The organism is Rhizobium sp. KNZ2-6A, from assembly GCF_056755475.1.
Genome location: NZ_JBNDIC010000011.1, coordinates 1 through 26697, shown reverse-complemented (window position 1 = coordinate 26697; position 26697 = coordinate 1). Strand labels below are relative to the sequence as shown.

Sequence of the window (26697 nt, the reverse complement as noted above, 5' to 3'; positions counted from 1 at the left end):
AGCCTTGACAAATCGGGCGCACCATGCGCTTTTCCGCCCGATTTTCTCGTCGGCGGGCGAGGGGCTTGCGTGTCCTTTCGCCGCCGCCCGCCAAGTCCAGGATATATAATATTATGCATCGCTATCGCAGCCACACATGCGCCGCCCTGCGCAAGTCCGACGTCGGTTCGACCGTCCGCATCTCCGGCTGGGTTCATCGCGTCCGAGATCATGGCGGCGTGCTGTTCATCGACCTGCGCGATCACTATGGCATCACCCAGGTCGTTGCCGACCCGGATTCTCCGGCCTTCAAGCTCGCCGAAACCGTGCGCGGCGAATGGGTCATCCGCATCGACGGCCTGGTGAAGGCGCGTACTGAAGACACGATCAACAAGAACATGCCGACCGGCGAGATCGAGCTCTACGCTCAGGAGATCGAAGTGCTGTCGGCCGCCAAGGAGCTGCCGCTGCCTGTTTTCGGCGAGCCCGACTATCCGGAAGACGTTCGCCTGAAGTATCGCTTCCTCGACCTGCGCCGTGAAACGCTGCATCGGAACATCGTCAAGCGCACGCAGGTTATCTCCTCGATGCGCCGTCATATGGGCGAAGTCGGCTTCACCGAATACACGACGCCGATCCTGACGGCATCGTCGCCGGAAGGCGCGCGCGACTTCCTCGTGCCATCACGCATTCATCCCGGCACCTTCTACGCCCTGCCGCAGGCGCCGCAGCAGTACAAGCAGCTGCTGATGGTTGCCGGCTTCGACCGCTATTTCCAGATCGCGCCTTGCTTCCGCGACGAAGACCCGCGCGCCGATCGTCTGCCGGGCGAATTCTACCAGCTCGACCTCGAGATGAGCTTCGTCACCCAGGAGGACGTCTGGAACACCATGGGGCCGCTGATGACCCAGGTGTTCGAAGAGTTTGCCGAAGGCAAGCCCGTCACCAAGGAATGGCCGCGCATTCCCTATGACGAAGCCATCCGCAAATATGGCTCCGACAAGCCCGACCTGCGCAACCCGATCGTCATGGAAGCGGTCACCGAGCATTTCGCCGGCTCCGGCTTTAAGGTCTTCGCCAACATGATTGCCTCGAACCCGAAGGTTCAGGTCTGGGCGATCCCGGCCAAGACCGGCGGCTCCAGAGCTTTCTGCGACCGCATGAACGCCTGGGCGCAGAGCCAGGGCCAGCCCGGCCTCGGCTATATCTTCTGGCGCAAGGAAGGCGAAAAGCTCGAAGGCGCCGGCCCGCTTGCCAAGAACATCGGCGAGGAGCGCACCGATGCGATCCGCACCCAGCTCGGCCTCGGCGACGGCGATGCCTGCTTCTTCGTTGCAGGCGATCCGGACAAGTTCTACAAGTTTGCCGGCGAGGCCCGCACCAGGGCCGGCGAGGAGCTGAACCTTGTCGACCGCGACCGTTTCGAGCTTTGCTGGATCGTCGATTTCCCGTTCTTCGAATGGAGCGAGGAAGAAAAGAAGGTCGATTTCGCCCACAACCCGTTCTCGATGCCGCAGGGCGGCCTTGAGGCGCTGCAGAGCCAGGATCCGCTGACGATCAAGGCCTTCCAGTACGACGCCGTCTGCAACGGCTTCGAAATCGCTTCGGGCTCGATCCGTAACCAGTCGCCGGAAACCATGGTCGCCGCCTTCGAAAAGGTCGGCCTCAGCCAGGCAGACGTCGAAGAGCGCTTCGGCGGTCTCTATCGCGCCTTCCAGTATGGTGCGCCTCCGCACGGCGGCGCTGCCTTCGGTATCGACCGCATCATCATGCTGCTGGTCGGCGCCAGGAACCTGCGCGAGATCTCGCTGTTCCCGATGAACCAGCAGGCACAGGATCTGCTGATGGGCGCTCCCTCGGCCGCCACGCCAACACAGCTGCGCGAACTGGCTATCCGTCCGGTACCGCCGGTCAAGAAGGACTGAGGTCTTTACAGGCTTGATGAAATGCAAAAACCCGGCGACCGAAATCGCCGGGTTTTTGTTTGGCATGCCAATACCAGCTAGATAGCAGCATAAATCGCATCGCGCAGATCGATCGTGAATTGTCCCCACATGCCTTCGAGCGTCGTGTTGGTAAGCGCCACGACCGTCAGCTTTTTCTCTGGATCGACGAACCAGCTGTGGCCGTAGACGCCGCCCCATTTGATCGTGCCTGCCGAGAAGGGAACCTGCGCCACGACAGGATCGAGGACGACGGACCAGCCATAGCCGAAACCGAAGCCGGCTTGCTGCGCGTGCATATGGCCGCCCGCCTGATCGGTCATCATCGTCTTCACGGTCTCGGCCGAAAGCAGCGGCGAGCCGCCCTTGCGCACGGTTTCGAGGATCGCAAGGATGTCACTGGCGGTTCCGGCCATGCCCGCGCCGCCGGATTGGTAGGAACTTGAATCGAATATCCTGTCCGGCGTGAAGCGGATCGTTCCATCGAGAATCGGGGCCAGCGCCTCGTCCCCCATCCGCTGCGGTTCCGATGCGCCATTGATATAGGCTGCGGCCAGGCGGCTGCGATCACGGACGGAGAAGGCGGTATCGGAGAGACCGAGCGGCTTCATGACAAGCTCTGCAACGGCATCGCCGAGAACGCCGCGGGTTTCCTTTTCGAGGACGCCGCCGAGCACGTCCATTGCGAGCGAGTATTCCCAGCCATCGCCGGGTGCGAAACGCAAGGGAGCGCTCCCAAGGCGACGCAGGTTTTCCGCAAGCGGCAGGCCGGGTTGGTCGAGCCCGTCCGACACGCCGGCGCGAGTATAGGGATCATTCTCGTCGCCGGAGAACGCGTAGCCCAAGCCGGATGTGTGGGACAGGAGATGCCGGATGCGGATCACCGCTTCGCCGCCATCGGGTAGACGAGGCCTGAAATCCGGCAGCCATTTGGTGATCGGATCGTCGAGCCCGATGCGGCCCTGTTCGATGAGCCGCATAGCGGCAATTGTAACGATCGGCTTGGTGACGGAGGCGAGGCGGAAGATGGCATCTTCCCGCATGGCCATCCTGTTTTCTCGATCCGCCAGACCGGCGGCGCGGCGGTAAACCAGCTCTCCGCCCCGGGCGATGAGGACCACAGCTCCAACCAGCCTCTTGTCCGACAAGGCGGAGTCAATCGCGATGTCGACGCCTTCAGCAAGGCTGCCGTCGCTCGGGCGCGCCAAATTTTCCAAGGGAAGACTCATGGGGCAAAACCTTCTATAATCACAATGACCATTCCTGAATAAACCGGATCGGAAGATAATTCTAGAGTGACCATTGTGAAAAATATTGAAGATACAGAAAATTCTTCACCACGGAAGCGCGGGCGGCCGCCTGCCTTCGATCGCGAGACGGTTCTCGCCGCAGCGCGCGACACGTTCTGGAGGCACGGCTACGACGGCTCCTCCATTGCGGATTTGACGGCGGCGATGGGCATCACGCCGCAGAGCCTCTATGCTGCGTTCGGTTCGAAGGCGGAGCTTTATCGCGAGACGCTTGACCAATATCGGCGGATGCCGCGACCGGAACCCGGCAATCCGTTTCAGGACAAGGTGGATACGGTAACCGCCTTCGAGCGCTTTCTGACGAATTCCGCCAAGATCTTCACCGCTCCGGAACACCCGAAGGGCTGCATGATATCAACGGCGGTCCTGAACTGCGCCGAGGAGAACGAACCGATCGCCCATCACGTCGCATCGATGCGCCTGCAGACGCTGGATATCTTCGCCGCCCGGATCGAACGCGGCATCGCGGAGGGCGACATGCGGCCGGATGCCGACGCCCATTCGCTTGCGCGCTTTCTGGGAGCGATCGTGCAGGGCATGTCGGTTCAGGCGCGCGACGGCGCGACCACGGATGAATTGCTTGCCCTGTTGTCCCATGCGCTCAGCGAACTGAAGAAGTATCAGTTGAGGCAAGAAACCTAACTCGCCGCAAAGAAAAACCCGGCGACCGAGATCGCCGGGTTTCTGAATAGCATCGGGAACGAACAACGGCTTAGTCGTTCGAGGAAACCTTAAGACCGATAACCTGCGGGATCGTCTGCGGCGCGCCCATGGCGGCGCCGATGATCATCGGCACCGGCACCGGCTTGCCGGGGGCCGCGGTGACGGTCAGGCTCTTCGGATTGTCGAGATAGGCATTGACTGCCGACGAGACGGCGTTCTGCAGCTCCGGAATGTTGAGCTGCGCCATCATGATCGGCGTCATCGCCTTCAGCGTGTCGGCCAGCTGCTTGCCCGTGACGCCCTGCTGTTTGCCGGCGAAATCGAGCGCGCGTGTGGTGATCGAGGCATCGTCGAAGCGGATCGCGGCACTATTGAAGGTCAGCTGCTGGAGGAGGCCCAGCATGGCAAGGCCAGCCGACTGCTGCGCTTCCTGCTGGTTCGGATTGGAGCGAACCGTCTTGAGCGCTTCCTGCAGCGACTTCGCAAAAGCGGGCGTGTAGCCGGAAATGCTGAAGGCAAGGTTCAACTTGCCGATATCCTTGAAATCGAAGGAATATTCGGAGATGTCGATCGTGCCGGGACCGAGCTCCCAGCTACCCTTCATGGCGATCGCGCCGTCGATCTGCTGCAGCTTGAGCGCATCGATCGCTTCCTTGGACTTCTGGTCGTCGACCTTGCTGAGATCGGCTTTGATACCGTTGATCTTCGCGTCGAAGTCGAGGCCCGACTTGTCGCCGCGCTTGTTCATCGTCGCGTCGGCGCCCTCGATCGAGAACACTTCGGTGCCGTCCTTGGTGACGGAAACGGCGCCGGCATGGGCACTCTTGTAATAGAGGAGCGAGGCGAGGTCGCCCTTGGTTGCGTCAGCCGGAATTTCGACGCCGCTCAGCTTGAGGTCGCTGGCGGAAACAGCCGCGCCATCCTTGTTGAAATCGACATCCGCGAAGTCGATTTCCCCGATCGTGTAACCGCCGTTGCTTTCTTCGACATCTTCCATTGTGATGTCGCCGAGCGGGATGCTGTCTTCCATGCCGCCCGCCTTGAAGCTTGCGCCCTTCAGCGTCACGGTGCTACCGTCGATATCGATACCTCCAGCAGCAATCGAAGCGCCCTGCTGGCCGTAGATGTCGTTGATCTTCTTCAGCAGGTCGTTGCCGTCAAGGGCAAAGGCTGAGCTGGCGAAGGACAGGATGGCAGCGCTGCAGAGCATCAGCCGCGTGGTCCGATAGAAAGTCATTATGGCGTTTCCTCGTTGAGCCGGTGGTATCGGCGGGGGTGTACAGATTGCGCGTGTACTGCGCCGACTTATATTGATCTTTCTTTGAAAATCCAATGACAATGAATGTAGCGCGCGAGTGCAGCAAAAATGTATCGGTGGCCATCTCGCAGGATGGCCGAAATGCCTTCATCCACAGGTGCTTTCCGCTGATTTCTTGCCGGGAATCGCCATCTCTTATAGTCAAGGGCCATGGGACAAAATCTTACACCGCCGTCCGGTGACGGCGACGACAACATCGTTCCGGTCGACCTGAAGGCCGCGCTCGAAGAGCGCTATCTGGCCTATGCTTTGTCGACCATTACGCAACGCGCGCTTCCCGACGTCCGCGACGGGTTGAAGCCGGTGCATCGCCGCATCGTCTATGCGATGAGCGAGATGGGTCTTCGCCCCAATGCCGCCTTCCGCAAATGCGCCAAGATCGTCGGCGAGGTGATGGGTAACTATCACCCGCATGGCGACCAGTCGATCTATGACGCGTTGGCGCGCTTGGCGCAGGATTTCTCTCAGCGCTACACGCTGGTCAACGGCCAGGGCAATTTCGGCAATATCGACGGCGATAGCCCGGCCGCGATGCGTTACACCGAATCCAAGATGACGGCGGTTTCCGAACTGCTGCTCGAAGGCATCGATCAGGATGCGGTCGATTTTCGCGATACCTACGACGAGTCGAATTCCGAGCCGATCGTTCTGCCGGGCGCCTTTCCAAATCTGCTCGCCAACGGTTCCTCCGGTATCGCCGTCGGCATGGCGACCTCCATTCCGTCACACAACGCCCATGAGCTCTGCGACGCCGCGCTGCATCTGATCAAGGATCGCGATGCCACCGTCGAGAAGCTCGTGGAACTCTATATTCCCGGCCCGGATTTTCCGACGGGCGGTATCATCATCGACGATCGCCGGAGCATCATCGAAAGCTACAAGACTGGCCGTGGCGGTTTCCGCGTTCGCTCCAAATGGGAGATCGAGGATCTCGGTCGTGGTGGTTACCAGATCGTCGTTACCGAAATCCCGTTCCAGGTGCAGAAGTCGCGGCTGATCGAAAAGATCGCCGAGCTGCTGCTGGCGCGCAAGCTGCCGCTGCTTGAAGACATCCGCGATGAATCGGCCGAGGACATCCGCGTCGTTCTGGTGCCGAAAAGCCGCACCGTCGATGCGACGATCCTGATGGAATCGATGTTCAAGCTGACGGAGCTGGAGAGCCGGTTCCCGCTCAACATGAACGTCCTGTCCATGGGCCGTATCCCCAAGGTCATGGCGCTGAACGACGTCCTGAAGGAGTGGCTCGATCATCGCCGCGACGTCCTGCTGCGCCGCTCGCGCTTCCGTCTGGCGGCAATCGAAAAGCGCCTCGAAATCCTCGGCGGTTTCCTGGTTGCCTATCTCAACATCGATGAAGTCATCGCCATCATCCGTGAGGAGGATGAGCCGAAGCCCGTGATGATGGAGCGGTTCGGCCTCACGGACAATCAGGTCGAGGCGATCCTCAATATGCGGCTGCGCTCCTTGCGCAAGCTGGAAGAGTTCGAGATCCGCAAGGAATTCGACGGCCTGACCAAGGAAAAGACCGACATAGAGGCATTGCTCGCCTCGGAAGAAAAGCAGTGGCAGACGGTTTCCTGGGAAATCGGCGAGGTGAAGAAGAAATTCGCCAAGGCGACCGACATCGGCCGCCGCCGCACGCAGTTTGCGGAAGCGCCCGAGGCAGACGATGCCGCCATTCAGCAGGCGATGATCGAGAAGGAGCCGATTACCGTCGTCGTCTCGGAAAAGGGCTGGATCCGCGCTCTGAAGGGCCATATCTCCGATACCTCGTCGCTGACCTTCAAGGAGGGCGATGGGCTCAAGGTTGCCTTCCCGGCGCAGACGACGGACAAGATCCTCATCATCACGACCGGCGGCAAGGCCTATACGCTCGGCGGCGACAAGCTGCCCGGCGGCCGTGGCCATGGCGAGCCGCTGCGCATTATGATCGACATGGAGAACGATCAGGACGTGCTGACCGCCTTCGTCCACGATCCCCAGCGCAAGCAGATGATCGCGTCGACGGCGGGTAACGGCTTCATCGTGCCCGAGGCGGAACTGGTCGCCAATACCCGCAAGGGCAAGCAGATCATGAACGTCTCCTATCCCGACGAGACCAAGCTGCTCGTGCCGGTTTCGGGCGATCATGTCGCCGTGGTCGGCGAGAACCGCAAGATGGTCATTTTCCCGCTTTCGCAGGTGCCGGAAATGTCGCGCGGCAAGGGCGTGCGCCTGCAGCGCTACAAAGATGGCGGCGTTGCCGATATCCGGTGCTTCGCGATTGCCGACGGCCTGACATGGGAAGACAGCGCCGGGCGCACCTTCACCAAGACCAAGGACGAACTGACGGAATGGCTAGGCGATCGCGCCGGTGCCGGCAGAGCAGTGCCGAAAGGCTTCCCCAGAAGCGGCAGGTTTTCAGGGTGAGGCCTGGTTGAGTTGAGCTAAAGGCAATCGGCCCGGCGGGTCGATTGCAGCGACGAACGCCCTGAGCTTGGATGAACGGCGGGCCAGCGCAGTGTAGGGGGGTGGAGCCGTCGTCACCCAGCTAGTGGGGTGCAAAAGTCTTTGAAGAAGTGTGTCGCTCCCTCTTCATCTATTTCGCCGGCGGCAACGCCTAGTACGAAGGCCACAATCATCCCATCCTCGGCTTCAATCAAATAGCCGTTGATGTAGAGGAATGTGAAAGCTGCTAGGTATCCAGTTCTTTTATTCCCATCGGAAAAAGGATGGTTCCGCGCGAGGCCATAAAGGTAAGCCGCAGCCAAAGCGAATAGATCATTCTCGCCATATGCGGCCTTGTTTAAAGGGCGTGCCATGGCTGCTTCCAAAGCATTCTCGTCCTTTAAACCCGGCAATCCGCCATGTTCTGCGACCTGCTCCTCGTGCATGATTTCAACCGCTTCACGGGATAGCCACTTATAGTTATTCATTTTGCGAGTTCACGCAGAGCGGCACGATATTTCTGCATGCCAAGCCTTGCAGCCCGCAATTGCTCCGCGAGGTCGGCACGCTCTGGAACCAACTCGATGTTGCCGTTCACTTCACGTATCTCCAGGGCATCGCCATTTTTCAAGCCAAGTCTCTGAAGGACTTCCTTCGGAATAATCACGCCTTCGGAATTGCCGATCTTGCGGATGGTGACGTTCATGTCTCAGCTCCAATGTAATAACTTGGTTATAACATTGGATGGGCGTTGCTTCAAGGCGCGAGGGCTTGCGCGATGATTGCTGCTCTCGCCTTGACCCGCACCTGCCAAAGCGAGTGCGCGGCAAGCGCAAGGATCAATATCCCGCCGCCGGCGAGCGTCATGTTGGTGGGTGCCTCGAAGAAGATCAGCCAGACCCAGATGGGCGCGAGAATCGTTTCCAGCAGGTAGAACATCGCCACTTCCGGTGCCGAGAGAAAGCGCGTGCCTGTCGCAAGGCACCAGAAGGAAAGCGGCATCAGAACGGCGCCGTCGAAGAGGATCCAGCCGGGATGTTCGATGGAAAAACCGGAGGGCGCAATGTGATAGAGCCCGGCGGCGGCCGGGATGACGGCGGCCAGCAAGGAAGCGAAGCCCATATCCCGGCCCGAGGCGCGGCTGATGGTGATGGCGCAGGCGATGGAAAACGATGCGAGCACGGAAAGCGCATCGCCCAAGAGATGGCCACCTTCCATACCGTCACCAACGATGAGCCCGACCCCGAGGATCATGACGGCCATGGTGATGAAGGTGGAAAGGGCGGGGCGCTCCTTGAGGAATATCCAGGAAAGAAGTGCTGTGAACATCGGATTCAGCGCGATGATGAACACCACATTCGCCGCCGTCGTGTAATAGACGGCAAGGAGAAACGCGATGGTCGTCAGCCCGTAGAAGAAGCCGACGGGAAGCCCGAGCCAGCCTGGCAGCACGCTTCGCAGCGAACCCGTAACGCGGCGGACGACGAAAAGTGCGGCAAGTGCAACGACGATGGTCGCAAGGCTGCGCGTCGACAGCACCGACCAGATCTCACCGCTGGAAAGCCGGATCAGCGGTATGTCCATCGATAGGGCGAGGCCGCCGAGCGTCGTCAGCAGCAGGCCCTTTTGATGATCCGAAAGACGGGAGAACATTCAGCGGAAAGTATCTTTATCGCCGTCGGAGGCGGGATCGAAACGCTCCCAGCCGCGCGGCGTGAGATGTTCCTGCGGCTGAAAGCGCGTCTTATAGTCCATCTTGCGCGAGCCTTTGACCCAATAGCCCAGATAGATATGCGGCAAGCCGAGCGCCTTCGTCCGCTTGATATGATCGAGGATCATGAAGGTGCCGAGCGATCGCGCGTCGAGATCGGGATTGAAGTAGGAATAGACCATCGACAGCCCGTCGCTCATGACGTCGGTCAAGGCGGCCGCCAGCAATTCGCCTTTCGGGCGCTGTTCCAGCCCTGAGCCTTCTTCGCGGCGGCGATATTCGATGATGCGGGTATTCACATGCGTATCCTCGACCATGATTGCATAGTCGAGCACCGTCATGTCTGACATGCCGCCGTGCTGGTGCCGATAGTCGAGATAGCGGCGGAAGAGCGAATATTGTTCGCTCGAGGGCTGCGCGGGAAATTCGGTGGCGATGACGTCGCTATTGGCGGCCAGAATGCGCCGCATCGAGCGGCTGGGCTCGAATTCCTGGGCGAGAATGCGGACCGATACGCAGGCCCTGCAGGATTCACAGGCAGGACGATAGGCGATGTTCTGCGAGCGCCGGAAGCCACCCTGGGTCAGGATATCGTTCATCTCCGCCGCGCGAGGACCGACGAGGTGCGTAAAAACCTTACGCTCCATCTCGTGCGGCAGGTACGGGCAGGGGGCCGGTGCCGTCAGGTAAAACTGCGGAGAAGGCGTCGACTGCGTGTTCATCTGCCGTTGATTGCCCTTTCTTTCGGCACCTGTTTTTTACAAGCATGGCCCAAGTTTAGAAAACGTCAACTACGTCCTTCGCTAAAGATCGAAGTTTCCTAATTCATGATGCGCTCGGACGCCACCTCGCAGGTCGTTTGCCCCACGAGGGATCGTCAATTTGATATCGCGATTTGCGTGTTTCAGGCGGTGCGGGCGATGACCGTGCCGAGCAGCAGGTCGTGCACCAGACGGCTGCGCTCGGTAAAAAGGCCTACCAGCAGGATCAGCGGCGTCAAGACGGAGTTCAGGATCCAGAACAGCGCCAGGTGGACGATCGACGTCAGGAAATCCATCCGCCGGCCGTCGACGCGGACCATGGTGAGGCCCATGGCGCGCATGCCGAGCGAGGCCTGGTATGGGCCGCCGAGTGTCCAGCCGAAATACAATCCGGCAACGATGACGAAGAGGGCGGGATAGAGGATGAAGCCAAGCCCCAGCGTCAGGATCGACACGAAAAACAGCACGACGGCGGCTGGAATGCAGAGCAACGCGACGATGATGTAATCGACGATGAATGCGAAGATGCGCCGGCTCAGCACGCCACTATAGGCGCGCCAGTCGTCCGGTGCTGCATAGAGCGGGCTGGGATTCAGGCTCATTGCTTTCCTCCTTGGGGAAATATTTGCCGAACATATGGTATCAGGTCCGGCAAATACAATAAGCGAGCGGTGCGGAGCTATTTTCGCGCGAGATGCTTTGCAACATCCATGGCGAAATAGGTGAGGATGCCGTCACAGCCGGCACGCTTGAAAGCGAGCAGGGTTTCGAGCATCACCCTCTCGCCGTCGATCCAGCCGTTGGCGGCCGCCGCCTTGATCATCGCATATTCGCCGGAGACCTGATAGGCGAAGGTCGGAAGCCCGAAAGCCTCCTTCAGCCGCCAACAGATGTCGAGATAGGGCAGGCCGGGCTTGACCATCAGCATGTCGGCGCCTTCCTCGACGTCGAGCGTGGCATCGCGCACGGCTTCGGTGCCGTTGGCGGGATCGATGTAATAGGTCTTCTTGTCGCCCTTCAGCAGTCCACCGGTCGAAATCGCCTCGCGATAGGGGCCGTAGAAGGCCGAGCTGAATTTCGTCGCATAGCTCATGATGCCGACATTCTGGTGGCCGGCGGCATCGAGTGCCTGGCGGATCGCGCCGATGCGCCCGTCCATCATTTCCGACGGCGCGATGATATCGGCACCCGCATCCGCCTGGTAGACGGCAGCCAGCGCAACCTGCTCGACGGTCTCGTCGTTGACGATTTCATTGCCGCGCAGGATGCCGTCATGGCCGTGGCTGGTGAAGGGGTCGAGAGCGACGTCGGTGATGACGCCGATATTCGGAACGGCCTTCTTGATGGCGGCAGTGGCGAGATTGATGAGATTGTTCTTCTCAAGGCTGTTGGAGCCGGTCTCGTCGCGCAACTCCATTTCGATGTTGGGGAAGGTGGCAAGCGCGGGAATGCCGAGATCGGCTGCTTCCTTGGCCGCTTCCACGGCCTTGTCCACTGTCATGCGGTTGACGCCGGGCATGGCGGGGATCGGCTCGACGATGCCAGTGCCGGGAATCAGGAAGATCGGCCAGATCAGATCGTCGACCGTCAACCGGTTTTCCTGTACCAGGCGGCGGGTCCAATCGGCCTTGCGGTTACGTCGCATGCGGCGATGTCCGGTGATCTCGTCAACGAGATGCGTCTTGTTCTCCATGATGCCGCCATCCTTTTTCGTCTAGTTATGGCACTCTATATATAGGCCGCGTACCTATCACGCTGTCCCCAGGATTCAAAACCAGGCGAAAAGCCGCAGCCATTATATTCTGGCGAGGCCGATGCCTCCTACGTATTGTTCGCGCATGGAACCTGATTCTTCGACCGTACCCAAGAATACGCTGACGGACATCCTGTTCGTGCTGTTCCTGCGGCTGATCGCGATCGCCTGCTTCTGGCTCGGCCTGCAATATTGGGCGATGCTGGTCGGCTATTCGCTGGAAGGTCATGCCCGCTTCGATCTATTGGCCCTGCCATGGAAGGTTGCGGGCGCCGGTCTCGCCGTCGTCTTTCCGGTTGCCGCGCTCGGATTGTGGCTCACCGTGTCGTGGGGGCCGGTCATGTGGGTGCTGGCGGCAGGCGGGCAGGGATTGATGTATGGGGCCTGGCCGGAGATATTCGGCTCCAACCCGCTGATCATGATCTTGCATGCCTGCGTGGCCGTGATCTATTGCCTTTTCCGCGTCCTGCTGTGGCAGGAAAAACGCCGGCGTCGTCGGCAGCAGGTAATGGTTGATTTACCCTGAGACACCAAGACTTCGCGGTAAGGTGCTGTTAAGCCTGCAGTTTAAGTAGAATTTTATGTGTATTCGATAGGGTCTCACTCAAGGCGGGAAGAAAACGACACCGCCAAACAAACAGTGAGGCCAAGTCATGATGAACACGAAAATCAAGCCGCAGGCAGTTGCAAATGCTCGGGATCAGCAGGTTGATGATATCCGGGGTCTCTACATGGAATCGCTCCACCTGGTCGAGCGTTTGCACCGCCGCCTGCTCGACGTCATCAAGGACGAGTTCGACCGTCAGGGTCGCGACGACGTCAACGCCGTCCAGGCACTTCTCCTTTTCAACATCGGCAATTCCGAGCTGACGGCCGGCGAGCTGCGCTCCCGCGGTTTCTACCTCGGCTCCAACGTTTCCTACAACGTCAAGAAGCTGGTCGACCTCGGCTTCATCAATCACCAGCGCTCGCGCATCGACCGCCGCTCGGTCCGCATCAGTCTGACCGAAACCGGCCAGGACATCGCCGAAACCGTTGCCAAGCTCTATGAGCGCCACATCGGCTCGATCGACAAGGTCGGCGGTATCGGCACCGACGAATTCACCCAGATGAACAAGCTCCTGCAGCGTCTCGACCGCTTCTGGAACGACAGCATCGCCTACCGCATGTAATCTACCAAGCTGGCGTTCCCTCCGGCTTCTTAGAACCTCCCGGTGTGTAGATGGGCGTAACGAGGCGAGAGAAGACGCCACGTTGCGCCAGCTACGCGTGAATATTTTTGCGCTCAAGGAAGCCGAAAACAACCCAATTTGTCTTTTGCTCGAAGTTAGTCACATGGATAATCAGGCTGAGAAACGATCGGCTAACGAAGCGGCCATTTTCACATTCGATAAGTTCGAATGTTTCTCCGGTTTGGAACCCACGGTCACCGCTAGCCCCGAAGAGAAACAGCCGATCTGAAGCACAGGAAAATACCGTGCAGCCATCCTGAAACCGGTCTCAGCCATCAATCAGCTTTGAGAACAAGCTCCGTGCAGGAAGAAGATTGTTGATAAAAATGATTTGGGATTTGAGTTCGTCCAGCTCCAATGTCTTTGCTTTAATTTGAACGCTCTCAGGAAGTTTTGAGATTGTTTCTGCGCTGCTGATGACGGCGCTGGAAATGCGCTCGAAGTCGTAGGGGTAGGCAGCCGCAAGACTGGAACCTTCGAAATGTTCCCGAAAATTGCGGAGCTGCGTCCTGACAGTCTGAACGGTCCGAGCAACGACCAATTGATCGGTTAAATCATTGTACGCCGTTCTTGATATTCCGAAGATTGCCGAGTTATTTGTGTCTAGCTTGCCGTTAGGAGTCGCAAGGTAAATTTCCCACGCGTTTGAATATTGACGCAGGCGCGTGGCGATTAGGTCGATGCTAGCGGTGTAAACCTCTAAAGAAGCTGCATGCGCTCGGTCTTCGAGGTGCATCCTCGTTTGTTGTTCAATATATTCTGCCTGTCGTCGTGCTTCATTAGCCTGCGCCGTCATGACCTCACGGTTGTGCTCGTATTCTCTGCGAGTGAGCGCAATCTCCTTGCGCTGCTCCTTAAGTTCCGTGGACTGAAGAATGACGGCAAGAACAAGCCATAAGAAGGCGATTGGCGCAGAAACACCGGCAGCAAAATCACCCCATTCATTTATTTTTTCCGGCGGCTTTGCTAAGCTTGATGGATGAGATCCCAAGTAAAGAGCACCTAAAAGCCAAACAACAGTGAGCGCAATAGCTCCGATCAGCAGGAATTTGGAAGAAGCGGGTAGGTTAATACTCTCGAAATCGCCGTTTTTTTCATTCATCTGGTTCGTTTCCACCCAAAAGTGTATGCAGAATTATAGTTTTTCCCCCGCGGGCCGGTTTAGTCGGGAATGTTATCATGTTCCTTGGCTCTGCGGGCTTGGTAACGTTCCTCGCGCGCCTTTTCTGCGGTGATCCGGTCTTCATTGATGCTTACACCGGTTACATATGAGTGCTGGTAGCTGAGCTTGTTGACCTCCTCCATGATAGTTCCGATTGGGGTGCTGGCAGGAAACGTCCACGTCTCGCGGGTTTGAAAGGAGCGGAAGATCGTTGAGCCATCCTGATGGTCGCGGCCGTCTTCTTCGCGATTCATGATATCAGCGGTTACAATGTAAAGAATTTCGGTCATGAGAACTCCTCTGGGAAGATTCGAAGCAACAGACACTACAATACCAGAAGCTAGGCAACCGGGTGCATTAATGCTTTGTTTATAGTACTGATGCTCACATGAAATTTGTCGGTCAGATCAACGCCGCTCTCTCCGGAACTCGCGAGCTGGGCATGTAATACCGTTGTATAGCGGTATCCAAGTCTTTGATTGGGCATACGCTTCGACTAAAGAACTGTGATAAAGGAGAGCGTGGCGCGCGGGCTCGGCTTCACGAAGTGCCGCCAGCGCCACATGATCGTATTTCTGCTGCTCGCGCTGACTCCATGTGTAGGCGCGCTGATCTGCCTCGAAAGAGGAAGAAGCCGGACGCGTTCCCTGCGTGTCCGGCTTGAATGCGTTGCGGCGTTATAATTGTGCGTTTTTTGCCACGTCCGCTCCTTGCCTTGTGTCACATCCAACCCGCATGACGCGTGTGCCATTGACGGCGGGTCAATACACGCTATGAACCACGCGCAGCTGTGGTATTTTAGCAATTGCAATATGACTTTTATTTCCGCGTCGTCCGGTAAGGCGAGTTCCATGCCGGGAGACACGAATTGGCCATATTGCTATGACAGCGGAAACGGACGGCAAGCAGCGCTCTCGAATTTCGATCTTACGGCCCTAAAGTCTTCGCTTCGCGATATTGTGATAGTTCGTGGCGAAGTTTTTGGTGGTGCTTTAAGGGTGCTGATTGATACTGAGCGGCGTTACTTGGCGCGAGCTTGCGCTATTTACTGCTTCCTCTCTAGGCTGCGCATGATTTGGATCGCAGCGTTGAACGGTTGGGATATGTCGAAGAAAAACGGAATTGGACCCTTTTCGCGCCGCTCTTTCCTGCGATCGGCTGCAACTCTTGGCGCTGCCGCACTGGCCGCTCCGGCTCTCGCGCAAAACGCAACTCCGCTCGAGGCGTTGATCAATGACCGCTCCCGCGGGAATTGGGACGATCAGTTCGACGCCAAGGCTGCGGCGCGCACCGCCGCCGCCGTCCAGTCGAACGCGCCAATCCTCGGGCCAGATTCCGTATCGAATATTCAACAGGCGATCGCGCAATATCAGAACATTGCCGCCAACGGCGGATGGCCGCAGATCAATCCGACAAGCCAGCAGCCGCTGCAGCTCGGTGTGACCGATCCGGCCGTACAGTCGCTGCGCCAGCATTTGATGATTACCGGCGACCTGCCGCGTGAGGCTGGTATCTCCTCTGCCTTCGATTCCTATGTCGACGGTGCGGTCAAGCGTTTCCAGGCCCGTCACGGACTGCCGGCAGATGGCGTCATGGGCGATTTCACGCTGAAGGCGATGAACATCCCCGCCAATGTCCGCCTGCAGCAGCTGAACACCAATCTTGTTCGCCTGCAGACGTTCCCATCCGACCTCGGCCGTCGTCACGTCATGGTCAACGTCCCGGCAACACGTGTCGAAGCCGTCGAGGATGGTCAGGTGGCGCTGCGCCACCAGGCGATCGTCGGCCGGGAATCACGGCCGACGCATATCATCAATTCAAAGATCTACGAGGTCATCCTCAACCCGTACTGGACGGCGCCGCGCTCCATCGTCATCAAGGACATCGTGCCCTTGATGCGCAAGGACCCGACCTACCTGACGAAGAACAACATTCGCCTTATCGACGGCAAGGGCCAGGAAGTAGCGCCCGAGACGATCGACTGGAATTCGGACAAGGCGCCGGACCTGATGTTCCGTCAGGACCCGGGCAAAACGAACGCCATGGCGTCCACGAAGATCAACTTCCACAACCCCAACAACGAATACATGCACGATACGCCGGAGCAGGGCCTGTTCAACAAGCTGATGCGTTTCGACAGCTCGGGCTGCGTGCGCGTTCAGAATGTGCGCGACCTCGCGACCTGGCTGCTGGCCGAAACGCCCGGCTGGCCGCGTCAGCACATCGAGCAGGTCATCTCCACCCGCGTCAATACGCCGATCACCTTGGCGTCGGAAGTGCCTGTCTATTTCGTCTATATTTCGGCCTGGAGCGCCCGCGACGGTATCGTCCAGTTCCGCGACGACATCTATAATCTCGACGGCAATTCCCAGTTGGCGCTCAATACGACCCAAGGCATGGAGCAGCCGGTTCAATAACGGCCGCCTGATGGCAATTCTTATGGAAGCCGCGTCCTCGGATGCGGCTTTTTCGTTTGCCGGTATCGCTCTGCGTAGAATGCTTACTGCGCCGCGCGTCATTGGACGCGCAAAGGACGCAGTAACGCTTTGAAATGGCGCATAATCTTTTCCGAAATCCTGCTGGATTTCGGGATTATGCGCGCAAATGTCGCTGGTCGTATTGCTCTCCGGCGACCCTGACGCTAATACCGTCTGCATTGCCGTTCCGGCCCGTTCAGGAGCTTTCACGATGACCAATGCGTCCACCGAACCCTTCTTCAATCGCTCGCTTGCCGATACCGATCCGGAAATTTTTGGTGCGATCGGCAAGGAACTGGGTCGTCAGCGCCACGAAATCGAGCTGATCGCCTCGGAAAACATCGTCTCGCGCGCCGTTCTGGAAGCGCAGGGCTCGATCATGACCAACAAATATGCCGAAGGCTATCCGGGCAAGCGCTATTATGGCGGCTGCCAGTTCGTCGATATCGCCGAGGAACTCGCCATCGAGCGCGCCAAGAAGCTGTTCGGCGTCAACTTCGCCAACGTTCAGCCGAATTCCGGTTCGCAGATGAACCAGGCCGTATTCCTGGCGCTCTTGCAGCCGGGCGACACCTTCATGGGCCTCGACCTCAATTCGGGCGGTCACCTGACGCATGGTTCGCCGGTCAACATGTCCGGCAAGTGGTTCAACGTCGTGTCCTACGGCGTGCGCGAAGGCGACAACCTGCTCGACATGGACGAAGTGCAGCGCAAGGCTGAAGAAACCAAGCCGAAGCTGATCATCGCCGGCGGCACGGCCTATTCCCGCATCTGGGACTGGAAGCGCTTCCGCGAGATCGCCGACAGCGTCGGCGCCTATCTGATGGTCGATATGGCGCACATCGCCGGTCTCGTTGCCGGCGGCCAGCATCCGTCGCCGTTCCCGCATTGCCACGTCGCCACCACGACCACGCACAAGTCGCTTCGCGGCCCGCGTGGCGGCATGATCCTCACCAATGACGAGGATCTGGCGAAGAAGTTCAATTCGGCCGTCTTCCCCGGCCTCCAGGGCGGCCCGCTGATGCACGTCATCGCCGCCAAGGCCGTTGCGCTCGGTGAGGCGCTGCAGCCGGAATTCAAGGATTACGCCGCCCAGATCGTCAAAAACGCCAAGGCGCTTGCCGAAACGCTGATCTCCGGCGGCGTCGACGTCGTCTCCGGCGGCACCGACAACCACCTGATGCTGGTCGACCTGCGCAAGAAGAACGCCACCGGTAAGCGCGCCGAAGCTGCCCTCGGCCGCGCTTATGTCACCTGCAACAAGAACGGCATTCCCTTCGATCCGGAAAAGCCTTTTGTCACCTCCGGTGTCCGTCTCGGCACGCCGGCCGGCACGACACGCGGTTTCAAGGAAGCCGAATTCCGGGAAATCGGCAATCTGATCATCGAAGTGCTCGATGGCCTGAAGGTTGCCAATTCCGATGAAGGCAATGCTGCCGTCGAGGCTGCCGTGCGCGAGAAAGTGGTCAAGCTCACCGACCGCTTCCCGATGTACGGCTACATGGGCTAAGGAGAGCGCATGCGCTGCCCTTACTGCGGCTCAGAAGACACCCAAGTCAAGGATTCGCGCCCGGCGGAGGACAATACGTCCATCCGCCGTCGGCGCATTTGTCCGGATTGCGGCGGCCGCTTCACCACCTTCGAGCGCGTGCAGCTGCGCGAGCTGATGGTCATCAAGAAGACCGGCCGCAAGGTGCTGTTCGATCGCGACAAGCTGGTGCGCTCCTTCGAGATCGCGCTGCGCAAGCGCCCGGTCGATCGGGACCGGATCGAGCGCGCCGTTTCCGGCATCGTCCGTCGCCTTGAAAGCTCCGGCGAGACCGAAATCAGCTCCGAGCAGATCGGTCTGCAGGTGCTTGAGGCGCTGAAGAGCCTCGATGACGTTGCCTTCGTGCGCTACGCCTCCGTGTACCGCGATTTTTCGCATGCGGAAGATTTCGAGCATGTGATCGAGGAGATCAACGCGAAGATCGCCCGCGATCCGCTGGATCCCTGACCATGACGCCGCGGCCCGAGGACGAGCGTTTCATGGCCGCGGCCATCCGTCTGTCGCGCAGGCATCTTGGATTGACCTCAACCAACCCATCCGTCGGTTGCGTCATCGTCAAGGATGGCGTCATCCTCGGCAGCGCCGTAACCGCGCTTGGCGGGCGGCCGCATGCGGAGCCTCAGGCTCTGGCCGAGGCAGGCGAGGCGGCGCGAGGTGCCACCGCCTATGTGACGCTGGAGCCTTGTTCCCACTATGGCAAGACGCCGCCCTGCGCCGAAGCGCTGATTGCCTATGGCGTGGTGCGCGTCGTCATCAGCGTTACCGATCCCGACCAGCGCGTTTCCGGGCGCGGCATCACCATGCTGCGCGAAGCCGGCATCGAGGTCGATACCGGCATTCTGGAGACGGAGGGTAGGCGGGCTCTCGCTGGCTATCTCATGCGCCAGACGAGAAACCGCCCCTATGTGACTCTCAAGCTTGCCATTTCCGCCGACGGCATGATCGGCAAGACGGGTGGGGGGCAGGTACGCATCACCGGCGACATCTCGCGGGCGCAGGTGCAGATGCTGCGGGCCGAAAGCGACGCCATTCTCGTCGGTATCGGCACCGCGATATCAGACGATCCGGAGTTGACTTGCCGTCTTCCCGGCCTGGAAGACCGCTCGCCCTTGCGCATCGTCATCGACAAAGATCTTCAGCTGCCGCTCGGCAGCAAGCTGGTAAGGACGGCACGGCAATATCCGGTTATTGCCGTTGCTGGTCATCAGCCACCTTTCGACGAGAATGCCGACAGCGCCTTCTTGGGCCGCCGTGCCGCCCTCGATGCCGCTGGTGTCGAGGTGTTGCAGTCCAATTTGAGCGAACCGGGAGAATTGCTGGAAGCCTTGGGTACGCGTGGGATTTCCTCCCTGCTGGTCGAGGGTGGCGCCAAGACAGCGCGGCGTTTCCTCGCCGCTGACCTGGTCGACCGCATCCTGCTCTTTCAGGGGCCTGCCGATATCGGCGAAGGCGGTATTGAATCGCCCGTCCTCAAATCCAATATCCCAGCAAGTTTCATGCATATCGGCGAAAGCCGCTTCGGCGATGATCGCTGCGACGAATTTGAAAGAGGTTTTTGATGTTTACCGGAATTATCACCGACGTCGGCACGGTCGAATCCATTGCTCCCTTGAAGGAAGGCATCAAGCTGCGCGTTGCCACCAATTACGATCCGGCGACGATCGACATGGGTGCCTCGATTTCGCATGCCGGCGTCTGCCTGACGGTCACCGGCTTGCCGGAAGAGGGCAGCAACGGACGTTGGTTCGAGGTCGAGGCATGGGAAGAGGCGCTCCGCTTGACGACCATCGGTACCTGGGAAACCGGAGCCAAGATCAATCTGGAACGTTCCCTCAAGATCGGCGATGAGCTCGGTGGCCACATCGTGTCCGGCCATATCGACGGCAAGGCGGAAATCCTCTCGGTCACGGCCGAAGGCGATGCGACCCGTTTTCGCCTGCGCGCGCCGGAACACCTCGCCAGGTTCGTCGCTCCGAAGGGTTCGGTCGCGCTCGATGGCACCTCGCTGACGGTCAACGCCGTCGATGGGACCGAATTCGACGTGCTCTTGATCCGCCATTCGCTCGAAGTCACGACCTGGGGTGAGCGCAAGGCCGGTGACTTCGTCAATTTCGAAGTCGACACCATGGCCCGCTACGCCGCCCGGCTGGCGGAATTCCCGGTCGTCCGCGAAGCCTGAGTTTCATAGGCTCGCTGCAGGGAGGCGTCGATCGGCGCCTCGGCAGCTTACGCAAGCGTTTTTTCCATCAGGAAGTTCGACAAGATCTGGCCGCGCTTTTCCACCTGCTGCGCGGCCACGACGACAAAGCCCTTGCGCTCGAAGAAGGGGCGGGCGGTCAGGCTCGCCTCGGTGAAAATCCGCTGAAGGCCCTGTTCGCGCGCAGCTCTTTCAACGGTCGCAAGCAACAGGCTGGCGACACCCTTTCGCTGATAGTCGGGCGAAACGAACATCATATCGAGGCGGTCATCCGATTTCAGATCGGTAAAGCCGACGGGCAGTGAACCATCCATCGCAAGCCAAGTCGGCCGGCTCGCGCGATACCGCGCCCAGACTTCGGCGTCTTCAACCTTCGCCCAGGCGGCGATCTGCGCCGGGCTGTAATCCCTCGACGCGACCTCGCGAATGGCCCTCAGGAAAATGTCGATCGTGGCTTGGGCGTCACGCGGTTCGTAACGCTTGACCGAAAACCTATCCTGCGAAACCGGCATGATAGTCCTCTTGACAGCGCCTAGCGCTCGAATATGGCATTGCACCTGTCCTTGAACGTTACTTCGCCGATGCGGCGGAAGCCGATCTTTTCGGCAACCCGCAGGGACGGTACGTTCTCGATGTCTACGATGCAGGTCATGCGTCGGCCTGCGAACTGGCTGTCCGCCCAGGCAATCGCCGCGTTCATGGCTTCCGTCGCATAGCCCTTGCCCTGCATGGGCGGCGTAATGCCCCAGCCGGCTTCCAGCGTGCCTTCCGTCATCGGCGTCATGTCACGGTGCAGATCGAGAAAACCGACTTCACCGATCAGCTTGCCGCTTTGGCGTTCCTCGACTGCAAAGAAACCGAAGCCGAGGTGATGCCATAGGCCGGCATAGCGCAGGAGGCGGGCCCAAACCTGCTCGCGTGTCGGCATTTCGCCGCCGATAAAGCGAACGATCTCCTCGTGTTTCCAGAGGCCGAGGAATTCTTCGAAATCATCGAGTCTATGGCCGCGCAGCAGCAGGCGATCGGTCGTCAGCGTCGGAATATGGGTCATGGCGATATGGAGCTTTGCTGAACTACATCTTTGATGGTGCTTAGTCGTTTGAGGCGCCGGGCTCGCCGTCCCAATAATCGAGGTTGCCGGTGGCAGTGCGGCCGATCGTACGGAACGTCGCCTTGCCGTCGTCATTGGTCTTCGCCAGGAACTTGCCGGAATCGGGATATTCGACGATTTCTGTCCGTGCCTTGGTGGAAATGGCAAGATAGGTGAGCACGCCGGGACCGGTATTGATCAGCTGATGCGCCGTCTCCGGGCCGCCGGCGGGGGCACCCAGCACGTCGCCCTTGCTAATCGCAAGACGCTGGTCGCCGAAGCGATATTCGCCTTCACCGTCGAGAATGACGAAGAGTTCTTCCTCGACATGATGGTTGTGAAAGGGACAGCCGGACTTTCCGGGCGGTACCTCGTTATAGCTGATCCCAAGGCCCTTCAGGCCGAGCATCGCCCCGAAGGAGGTGTCGCTGCCGGCAAAGAAGCTGCCCTGCTGCCAATGCTCCAGCTCGAGCGCGCCGACATTGACGGCGGGTGTGAATTTCTTCGTCATGAACCTCCCCTTCGTAGACTTTGAATTATTATCGAAGCGGTTGCGTTGGCGAAAGCCACAATTTCCGCGCCGCATCGAGGATTTCCAAATAGGGCCGGAATTGGCGCCGACCATTAAAAACACTTGCCAAGCGAGGCCCGCCGTGGTTTGACCCGGCCTAACAAGGTGCCGCGCCCTCTCAATCCGCAGGTGATGTATGACCAGCTCTTCCAATGCCCATATCCTTATCGTCGAAGCCCGCTTCTATGACGATATGGCCGATGCGCTGCTCGATGGCGCCAAGGCTGCTCTCGAGGAGGCTGGCGCGACCTATGATGTCGTCACCGTTCCCGGCGCGCTGGAGATCCCGGCCGCGATCGCCATGGCGCTCGATGGCGGCGACAATGGTAATGTGGTCTATGACGGCTATGTCGCTCTCGGCATGGTCATCCGCGGTGAGACCTATCATTTCGATATCGTCGCCAATGAATCTTCGCGCGCGCTGATGGATCTGGCCGTCAGCGAATCCCTCGCGATCGGCAATGGTATCCTGACGGTCGAGAACGATGAACAGGCCTGGGCTCGCGCCCGCCGTTCGGATAAGGACAAGGGCGGCTTTGCCGCTCGCGCAGCGCTGACCATGATCGCGCTGAAAGAGAAGTTGGGTGCATAATTCATGAGCAATCAGGATAACGAGCGACCGGCAAAGCCCGCGAACCAGCGGGGCGCAGCGCGCCTTGCGGCGGTGCAGGCGCTCTATCAGATGGATATCGGCGGAACCGGCGTTCTGGAGGTCGTGGCCGAATACGAGGCCCATCGTCTCGGACAGGAGCTGGACGGCGAGACCTATCTGAAGGCTGACGCATCCTGGTTCCGCTCCATCGTATCAGGCGTCGTGCGCGATCAAACCAAGCTCGATCCGCTGATTGGCTCGGCCCTTCAGGACGACTGGGCGCTGTCACGTCTCGACAGCACGGTGCGCGCCATCCTGCGCGCCGGCACATTCGAGCTTCTCGATCGCAAGGACGTGCCGGTTCCGGTCATCGTCACCGAATATGTCGAGATCGCCCACGCCTTTTTCGAGGAGGACGAGCCCAAGCTCGTCAACGCCGTGCTCGACCGAATCGCCAAGCAGGTTCGCGGCGAAGCCAAGAAATAAGGTCCGGCGAGCGCGTAATCGGTGGCGGCGGTCACTTTCGTTTCCTTCGTTCGCGCCCGATTTCATCTTCGAATATTCTTTTGAACCTCCTGCGGGTATTTTACCCGCGGGCGGTCTTGACGTGGCGTTATCGCGACAGCAATCTCGCAACTGCACATTGGTCGAGCCCCGGGAGGAAGGGGCTGTTCGTTGTCGCAGGCGGCCGGGGGAGGAGTGAACCGCCGGCTTTTTGGAGGGAAAAAGCGAAATGTCGATTCTTTTAGGTGTAATCGCGTGCGGCTTGCTCTCGGTGGTCTATGCCATCTGGACGACCCGGTCGGTGCTATCAGCCGATCAGGGTAACGCGCGCATGCAGGAAATCGCGGGTTATATCCGCGAAGGCGCGCAGGCCTATCTGGCGCGTCAATATAGAACCATTGCAATTGTCGGTGTCATCGTTTTCATCGCGGCCTGGCTTCTGTTGTCTGCCGAAGCCGCTTTTGGCTTCCTGATCGGCGCGATTCTCTCGGGCGGGGCTGGTTTCATCGGCATGCATGTCTCCGTGCGCGCTAATGTCCGCACGGCGCAGGCCTCGTCGCATAGCCTGTCGGCGGGCCTCGATATCGCCTTCAAGTCGGGTGCTATCACCGGCATGCTCGTCGCGGGCCTCGCCCTGCTCGGCGTCTCCATCTATTTCTACGTCCTGACCGGCATTCTCGGCCATGAGGCCGGATCGCGCGATGTCATCGACGCGCTGGTGGCGCTTGGCTTCGGCGCTTCGCTGATTTCGATCTTCGCGCGTCTCGGTGGCGGCATCTTCACCAAGGGCGCCGACGTCGGTGGCGATCTCGTCGGCAAGGTTGAGGCCGGTATTCCGGAGGATGATCCGCGCAATCCCGCCACCATTGCCGACAATGTCGGCGACAATGTCGGCGATTGCGCCGGCATGGCGGCCGACTTGTTCGAGACCTATGCGGTTTCTGTGGTCGCGACCATGGTTCTCGCCTCGATCTTCTTCGCCGGCTCGCCGCTCCTCGATTCCGCTATGACTTATCCGCTGGCGATCTGCGGCACCTGCATCATCACCTCGATCATCGGCACCTTCTTCGTGAAGCTCGGTGCCAACGGCTCGATCATGGGCGCCCTCTACAAAGGCCTCATCGCCACCGGCATCCTGTCGATCGTCGGACTGGCTGTCGCCACCTCGCTGACCATCGGCTGGGGCTCTATCGGCACGGTTGCGGGCTTCGACGTCACCGGGACAAAGCTGTTCGCCTGCGGCATCGTCGGCCTGATCGTCACGGCGCTGATCGTCGTCATCACTGAATATTATACCGGCACGAACAAGCGGCCCGTCAATTCCATCGCCCAGGCGTCGGTGACCGGTCACGGCACCAACGTCATCCAGGGGCTTGCCGTCTCGCTGGAATCGACGGCACTGCCGGCAATCGTCATCGTCGGCGGCATCATCGCCACCTACCAGCTCGGCGGCCTGTTCGGCACCGGCATCGCGGTCACCGCCATGCTCGGCCTTGCCGGCATGATCGTCGCACTCGATGCCTTCGGCCCCGTTACCGACAACGCTGGCGGTATCGCGGAAATGTCGCATCTTCCGCCGGAAGTGCGCAAATCCACCGATGCGCTCGATGCGGTCGGCAATACCACCAAGGCCGTCACCAAGGGCTATGCCATCGGCTCGGCCGGTCTCGGCGCGCTGGTGCTGTTTGCGGCCTATTCGAACGACCTGCAATATTTCGCGGCTCACGGTGACAAGTTCCCGTATTTCGCCAATGTGGGCACGATCTCGTTCGAGCTTTCGAACCCTTACGTCGTCGCCGGCCTGCTGTTCGGCGGCCTCATCCCCTATCTCTTCGGCGGCATCGCCATGACGGCCGTCGGCCGCGCCGCCGGCTCGATCGTGGAGGAGGTGCGCCGGCAGTTCCGCGAGAAACCGGGCATCATGCAGGGCACGGAACGTCCGGACTACGGCCGCGCCGTCGACCTGCTGACCAAGGCCGCCATTCGGGAAATGATTGTCCCGTCACTGCTGCCGGTGCTGGCGCCGCTCGTCGTCTACTTCGGCGTCCTGCTGCTCTCCGGCTCCAAGGCTTCGGCTTTCGCCGCACTCGGCGCATCACTGCTCGGCGTGATCATCAACGGTCTCTTCGTCGCCATTTCGATGACGTCGGGCGGCGGTGCATGGGACAATGCCAAGAAGAGCTTTGAGGACGGTTTCGTCGACAAGGACGGAACGCGCCACATGAAGGGTTCTGAAGCCCACAAGGCGTCGGTGACGGGTGACACTGTCGGCGATCCTTACAAGGATACGGCAGGCCCGGCCGTCAATCCGGCGATCAAGATCACGAATATCGTGGCCCTGCTGCTGCTCGCCGTTCTCGCCGGCTAGCGCCAGATGATTTTAGGTCGGATCGACCTAAATCTGAATCCGCGCTAGCATCAAATAGGCGGAGCATGATGTCGTCCGAAATCCCCTGACACTTTTCGGCATCATGCTCTAAGCGAAGCAAATCGAACGCATAATGAAAACCCGCGGGGCGCGTGCCTCGCGGGTTTTTCTTTGAAGGGCTTCCCGGCTTATTGGCCTGGGTTGAGGTTGTTGAGGAAGTTCCTCGCGCCGTTGACGCCGTTGCCGCTGCCCTGCAGGATCTGTTGCAGGAAGGTGATGTCGCGGCCGCCTGTCGGCGTCGTCCGGCTGATCATGTCGAAGACCTTGCCGTCCTTCAGCGTATAGTTGGCTTCCTGCTTCACGATACCGTCCTTGTCGAAATAGATCGCCAGAATATTCTGGTCGACCAGCTTCGGCTTCATGAAGGCGACGGCGCGGGTGCGCTTCTGGGAGATATAGTAGAAGACCTCGCCGTCGAAGGTCGCGGTGGTCGATGGCGTGCCGAGCGAGAGCAGGACCTGCTCACGGCTGGAGCCGACCGGCGCAAGCGCGAGCGACTGCGGATCGAAGATGTAGCCGTTATTCATGACCTCGCTGGTCTTGCAACCTGAAAGTCCCATGGTCGCAATCACCAGGGCGATGGCGGCACCGCTGCTGAAAGTAATGTCAGACTTGAAATACCGTCTGGTCAACGACATCTCATCTCCCCTAATGAATCAATCCGATGGCCGAGCGGCCGGTATGACCTTGCTGTGCACATCATTGTGGCCTTTCCGCGATTGGAAGAGGCACAAAGACGTTGTTCGGCACTCTTCATCACCGATCATGCACAACGTGACGACGGTAAGGGGCAGGAGCCTCGAAGCGGGCACAAACGGCATTGCAATTCGCGCCTGCTTCGGTAAACCAGCTTTTGCGTGGATGCAACACGGCCAAGCAAAAACGGCGCGCTCTGAAGGAGCCAATTCCGGGATTCTCATGATTTTTGGGCTCTTCCACAAAAGAAATCACAATCAGATCATCGTCGTCAGGCAGTATGAGGTCCTGACGTCAATGGCGCGGCAGCCGGTTTTCTATACCGATTATGACG

28 protein-coding genes and 1 pseudogene are annotated in these 26697 nt (G+C 59.5%); 15 read left to right on the top strand and 14 right to left on the bottom strand.

Annotated elements, in window-relative coordinates; genetic code table 11:
* Positions 1-113: 113 nt before the first annotated feature.
* Positions 114-1904, top strand: a complete 1791-nt coding sequence (gene aspS, locus ACPYOP_RS09940) for an aspartate--tRNA ligase (protein WP_481410222.1) — start codon at positions 114-116, stop codon at positions 1902-1904.
* A gap of 77 nt (positions 1905-1981) precedes the next feature.
* Here aspS and ACPYOP_RS09935 read toward each other — a convergent pair whose 3' ends face one another.
* Positions 1982-3151, bottom strand: a complete 1170-nt coding sequence (locus tag ACPYOP_RS09935) for a serine hydrolase domain-containing protein (RefSeq protein WP_481410221.1) — start codon at positions 3149-3151, stop codon at positions 1982-1984.
* Between the two features lie 66 nt (positions 3152-3217).
* Here ACPYOP_RS09935 and ACPYOP_RS09930 point away from each other — a divergent pair, with 66 nt between their 5' ends.
* Positions 3218-3874 (top strand): TetR/AcrR family transcriptional regulator, encoded by a 657-nt coding sequence (locus ACPYOP_RS09930; RefSeq protein ID WP_481410220.1) that lies wholly within the window; start codon positions 3218-3220, stop codon positions 3872-3874.
* Positions 3875-3944: 70 nt separating this feature from the next.
* On the opposite strand, the gene ACPYOP_RS09925 is transcribed toward ACPYOP_RS09930, so the two are convergent.
* Positions 3945-5132 (bottom strand): hypothetical protein, encoded by a 1188-nt coding sequence (locus ACPYOP_RS09925; RefSeq protein WP_481410219.1) that lies wholly within the window; start codon positions 5130-5132, stop codon positions 3945-3947.
* 231 nt (positions 5133-5363) lie between these two features.
* Between ACPYOP_RS09925 and parC the strand changes: the two genes are divergently transcribed.
* Positions 5364-7622 (top strand): DNA topoisomerase IV subunit A, encoded by a 2259-nt coding sequence (gene parC / locus ACPYOP_RS09920; RefSeq protein WP_481410218.1) that lies wholly within the window; start codon positions 5364-5366, stop codon positions 7620-7622.
* 113 nt (positions 7623-7735) lie between these two features.
* On the opposite strand, the gene ACPYOP_RS09915 is transcribed toward parC, so the two are convergent.
* The 6 genes from ACPYOP_RS09915 to hemB all read right to left on the bottom strand — a co-directional run bounded on the left by ACPYOP_RS09915 (position 7736) and on the right by hemB (position 11805).
* Entirely contained in the window at positions 7736-8128 is a 393-nt protein-coding gene (locus tag ACPYOP_RS09915) for a type II toxin-antitoxin system death-on-curing family toxin (protein WP_481410217.1), read from the bottom strand.
* Positions 8125-8346: an AbrB/MazE/SpoVT family DNA-binding domain-containing protein gene (locus tag ACPYOP_RS09910; protein WP_481410216.1), complete on the bottom strand. Its 222-nt coding sequence runs from the start codon at positions 8344-8346 to the stop codon at positions 8125-8127. Before ACPYOP_RS09910 ends, ACPYOP_RS09915 begins: the two co-directional genes overlap by 4 nt.
* A 50-nt stretch (positions 8347-8396) precedes the next feature.
* Positions 8397-9293: a DMT family transporter gene (locus ACPYOP_RS09905; RefSeq protein WP_481410215.1), complete on the bottom strand. Its 897-nt coding sequence runs from the start codon at positions 9291-9293 to the stop codon at positions 8397-8399.
* Positions 9294-10073: an arginyltransferase gene (locus ACPYOP_RS09900; RefSeq protein WP_481410214.1), complete on the bottom strand. Its 780-nt coding sequence runs from the start codon at positions 10071-10073 to the stop codon at positions 9294-9296. It lies immediately after the preceding gene.
* A 182-nt stretch (positions 10074-10255) separates the two neighbouring features.
* On the bottom strand, positions 10256-10714 hold the full coding sequence (locus ACPYOP_RS09895; protein WP_481410213.1) for an RDD family protein: 459 nt from the start codon (positions 10712-10714) through the stop codon (positions 10256-10258).
* Positions 10715-10791: 77 nt separating this feature from the next.
* Positions 10792-11805 carry a porphobilinogen synthase gene (hemB, locus tag ACPYOP_RS09890; protein ID WP_481410212.1) on the bottom strand — a complete coding sequence of 338 codons (1014 nt, stop codon included), beginning with the start codon at positions 11803-11805 and terminating at the stop codon, positions 10792-10794.
* Between the two features lie 145 nt (positions 11806-11950).
* Between hemB and ACPYOP_RS09885 the strand changes: the two genes are divergently transcribed.
* From ACPYOP_RS09885 to ACPYOP_RS09875, 3 genes are all read left to right on the top strand, one after another.
* Positions 11951-12391: a DUF6163 family protein gene (locus tag ACPYOP_RS09885; RefSeq protein ID WP_168842183.1), complete on the top strand. Its 441-nt coding sequence runs from the start codon at positions 11951-11953 to the stop codon at positions 12389-12391.
* Between the two features lie 130 nt (positions 12392-12521).
* The gene (ldtR, locus tag ACPYOP_RS09880; protein WP_481410321.1) at positions 12522-13037 is read left to right on the top strand and encodes a transcriptional regulator LdtR; all 516 of its coding nucleotides are present in this window, start codon (positions 12522-12524) and stop codon (positions 13035-13037) included.
* An 82-nt stretch (positions 13038-13119) separates the two neighbouring features.
* The gene (locus ACPYOP_RS09875; RefSeq protein ID WP_481410211.1) at positions 13120-13326 is read left to right on the top strand and encodes a hypothetical protein; all 207 of its coding nucleotides are present in this window, start codon (positions 13120-13122) and stop codon (positions 13324-13326) included.
* A 39-nt stretch (positions 13327-13365) separates the two neighbouring features.
* Here ACPYOP_RS09875 and ACPYOP_RS09870 read toward each other — a convergent pair whose 3' ends face one another.
* Together ACPYOP_RS09870 and ACPYOP_RS09865 are read right to left on the bottom strand one after the other, a co-directional pair.
* Positions 13366-14199 carry a hypothetical protein gene (locus tag ACPYOP_RS09870; RefSeq protein WP_481410210.1) on the bottom strand — a complete coding sequence of 278 codons (834 nt, stop codon included), beginning with the start codon at positions 14197-14199 and terminating at the stop codon, positions 13366-13368.
* A 59-nt stretch (positions 14200-14258) separates the two neighbouring features.
* The gene (locus ACPYOP_RS09865; protein WP_481410209.1) at positions 14259-14549 is read right to left on the bottom strand and encodes a hypothetical protein; all 291 of its coding nucleotides are present in this window, start codon (positions 14547-14549) and stop codon (positions 14259-14261) included.
* Positions 14550-15362: 813 nt separating this feature from the next.
* Here ACPYOP_RS09865 and ACPYOP_RS09860 point away from each other — a divergent pair.
* The 5 genes from ACPYOP_RS09860 (at position 15363) to ACPYOP_RS09840 (ending at position 20464) form a co-directional block, all read left to right on the top strand.
* A complete protein-coding gene (locus ACPYOP_RS09860) occupies positions 15363-16676 on the top strand; it encodes a L,D-transpeptidase family protein (protein WP_481410208.1) in 1314 nt (437 codons plus the stop codon).
* Between the two features lie 271 nt (positions 16677-16947).
* Positions 16948-18246 (top strand): serine hydroxymethyltransferase, encoded by a 1299-nt coding sequence (gene glyA, locus ACPYOP_RS09855; protein ID WP_481410207.1) that lies wholly within the window; start codon positions 16948-16950, stop codon positions 18244-18246.
* A gap of 9 nt (positions 18247-18255) precedes the next feature.
* Entirely contained in the window at positions 18256-18732 is a 477-nt protein-coding gene (gene nrdR, locus ACPYOP_RS09850; RefSeq protein WP_120663528.1) for a transcriptional regulator NrdR, read from the top strand.
* A 2-nt stretch (positions 18733-18734) separates the two neighbouring features.
* On the top strand, positions 18735-19844 hold the full coding sequence (gene ribD / locus ACPYOP_RS09845; protein WP_481410206.1) for a bifunctional diaminohydroxyphosphoribosylaminopyrimidine deaminase/5-amino-6-(5-phosphoribosylamino)uracil reductase RibD: 1110 nt from the start codon (positions 18735-18737) through the stop codon (positions 19842-19844).
* The gene (locus ACPYOP_RS09840) at positions 19844-20464 is read left to right on the top strand and encodes a riboflavin synthase (protein WP_481410205.1); all 621 of its coding nucleotides are present in this window, start codon (positions 19844-19846) and stop codon (positions 20462-20464) included. The genes ribD and ACPYOP_RS09840 overlap by 1 nt, the downstream gene beginning before the upstream one ends.
* A 47-nt stretch (positions 20465-20511) precedes the next feature.
* On the opposite strand, the gene ACPYOP_RS09835 is transcribed toward ACPYOP_RS09840, so the two are convergent.
* The 3 genes from ACPYOP_RS09835 to ACPYOP_RS09825 are packed head-to-tail and all read right to left on the bottom strand — an operon-like array spanning position 20512 to position 22083.
* Positions 20512-20994: a GNAT family N-acetyltransferase gene (locus ACPYOP_RS09835; RefSeq protein ID WP_481410204.1), complete on the bottom strand. Its 483-nt coding sequence runs from the start codon at positions 20992-20994 to the stop codon at positions 20512-20514.
* Positions 20995-21014: 20 nt separating this feature from the next.
* Entirely contained in the window at positions 21015-21533 is a 519-nt protein-coding gene (locus ACPYOP_RS09830; protein ID WP_481410203.1) for a GNAT family N-acetyltransferase, read from the bottom strand.
* 40 nt (positions 21534-21573) lie between these two features.
* Entirely contained in the window at positions 21574-22083 is a 510-nt protein-coding gene (locus ACPYOP_RS09825; protein WP_481410202.1) for a cupin domain-containing protein, read from the bottom strand.
* 196 nt (positions 22084-22279) lie between these two features.
* On the opposite strand from ACPYOP_RS09825, the gene ACPYOP_RS09820 reads away from it, so the two are divergent.
* From ACPYOP_RS09820 to ACPYOP_RS09810, 3 genes are all read left to right on the top strand, one after another.
* Positions 22280-22735 carry a 6,7-dimethyl-8-ribityllumazine synthase gene (locus tag ACPYOP_RS09820; protein ID WP_481410201.1) on the top strand — a complete coding sequence of 152 codons (456 nt, stop codon included), beginning with the start codon at positions 22280-22282 and terminating at the stop codon, positions 22733-22735.
* 3 nt (positions 22736-22738) lie between these two features.
* Complete coding sequence (gene nusB / locus ACPYOP_RS09815; protein WP_112344153.1) at positions 22739-23221, top strand: transcription antitermination factor NusB; 483 nt, start codon at positions 22739-22741, stop codon at positions 23219-23221.
* A 247-nt stretch (positions 23222-23468) separates the two neighbouring features.
* Positions 23469-25607, top strand: coding sequence for a sodium-translocating pyrophosphatase (locus tag ACPYOP_RS09810; RefSeq protein ID WP_481410200.1), 2139 nt, complete (start codon positions 23469-23471; stop codon positions 25605-25607).
* A gap of 188 nt (positions 25608-25795) precedes the next feature.
* On the opposite strand, the gene ACPYOP_RS09805 is transcribed toward ACPYOP_RS09810, so the two are convergent.
* On the bottom strand, positions 25796-26305 hold the full coding sequence (locus ACPYOP_RS09805; RefSeq protein ID WP_481410199.1) for an outer membrane protein assembly factor BamE: 510 nt from the start codon (positions 26303-26305) through the stop codon (positions 25796-25798).
* Here ACPYOP_RS09805 and ACPYOP_RS09800 point away from each other — a divergent pair.
* Positions 26226-26697: pseudogene (locus tag ACPYOP_RS09800) on the top strand (hypothetical protein); the annotation flags it as partial. The gene ACPYOP_RS09805 and the pseudogene ACPYOP_RS09800 overlap by 80 nt on opposite strands.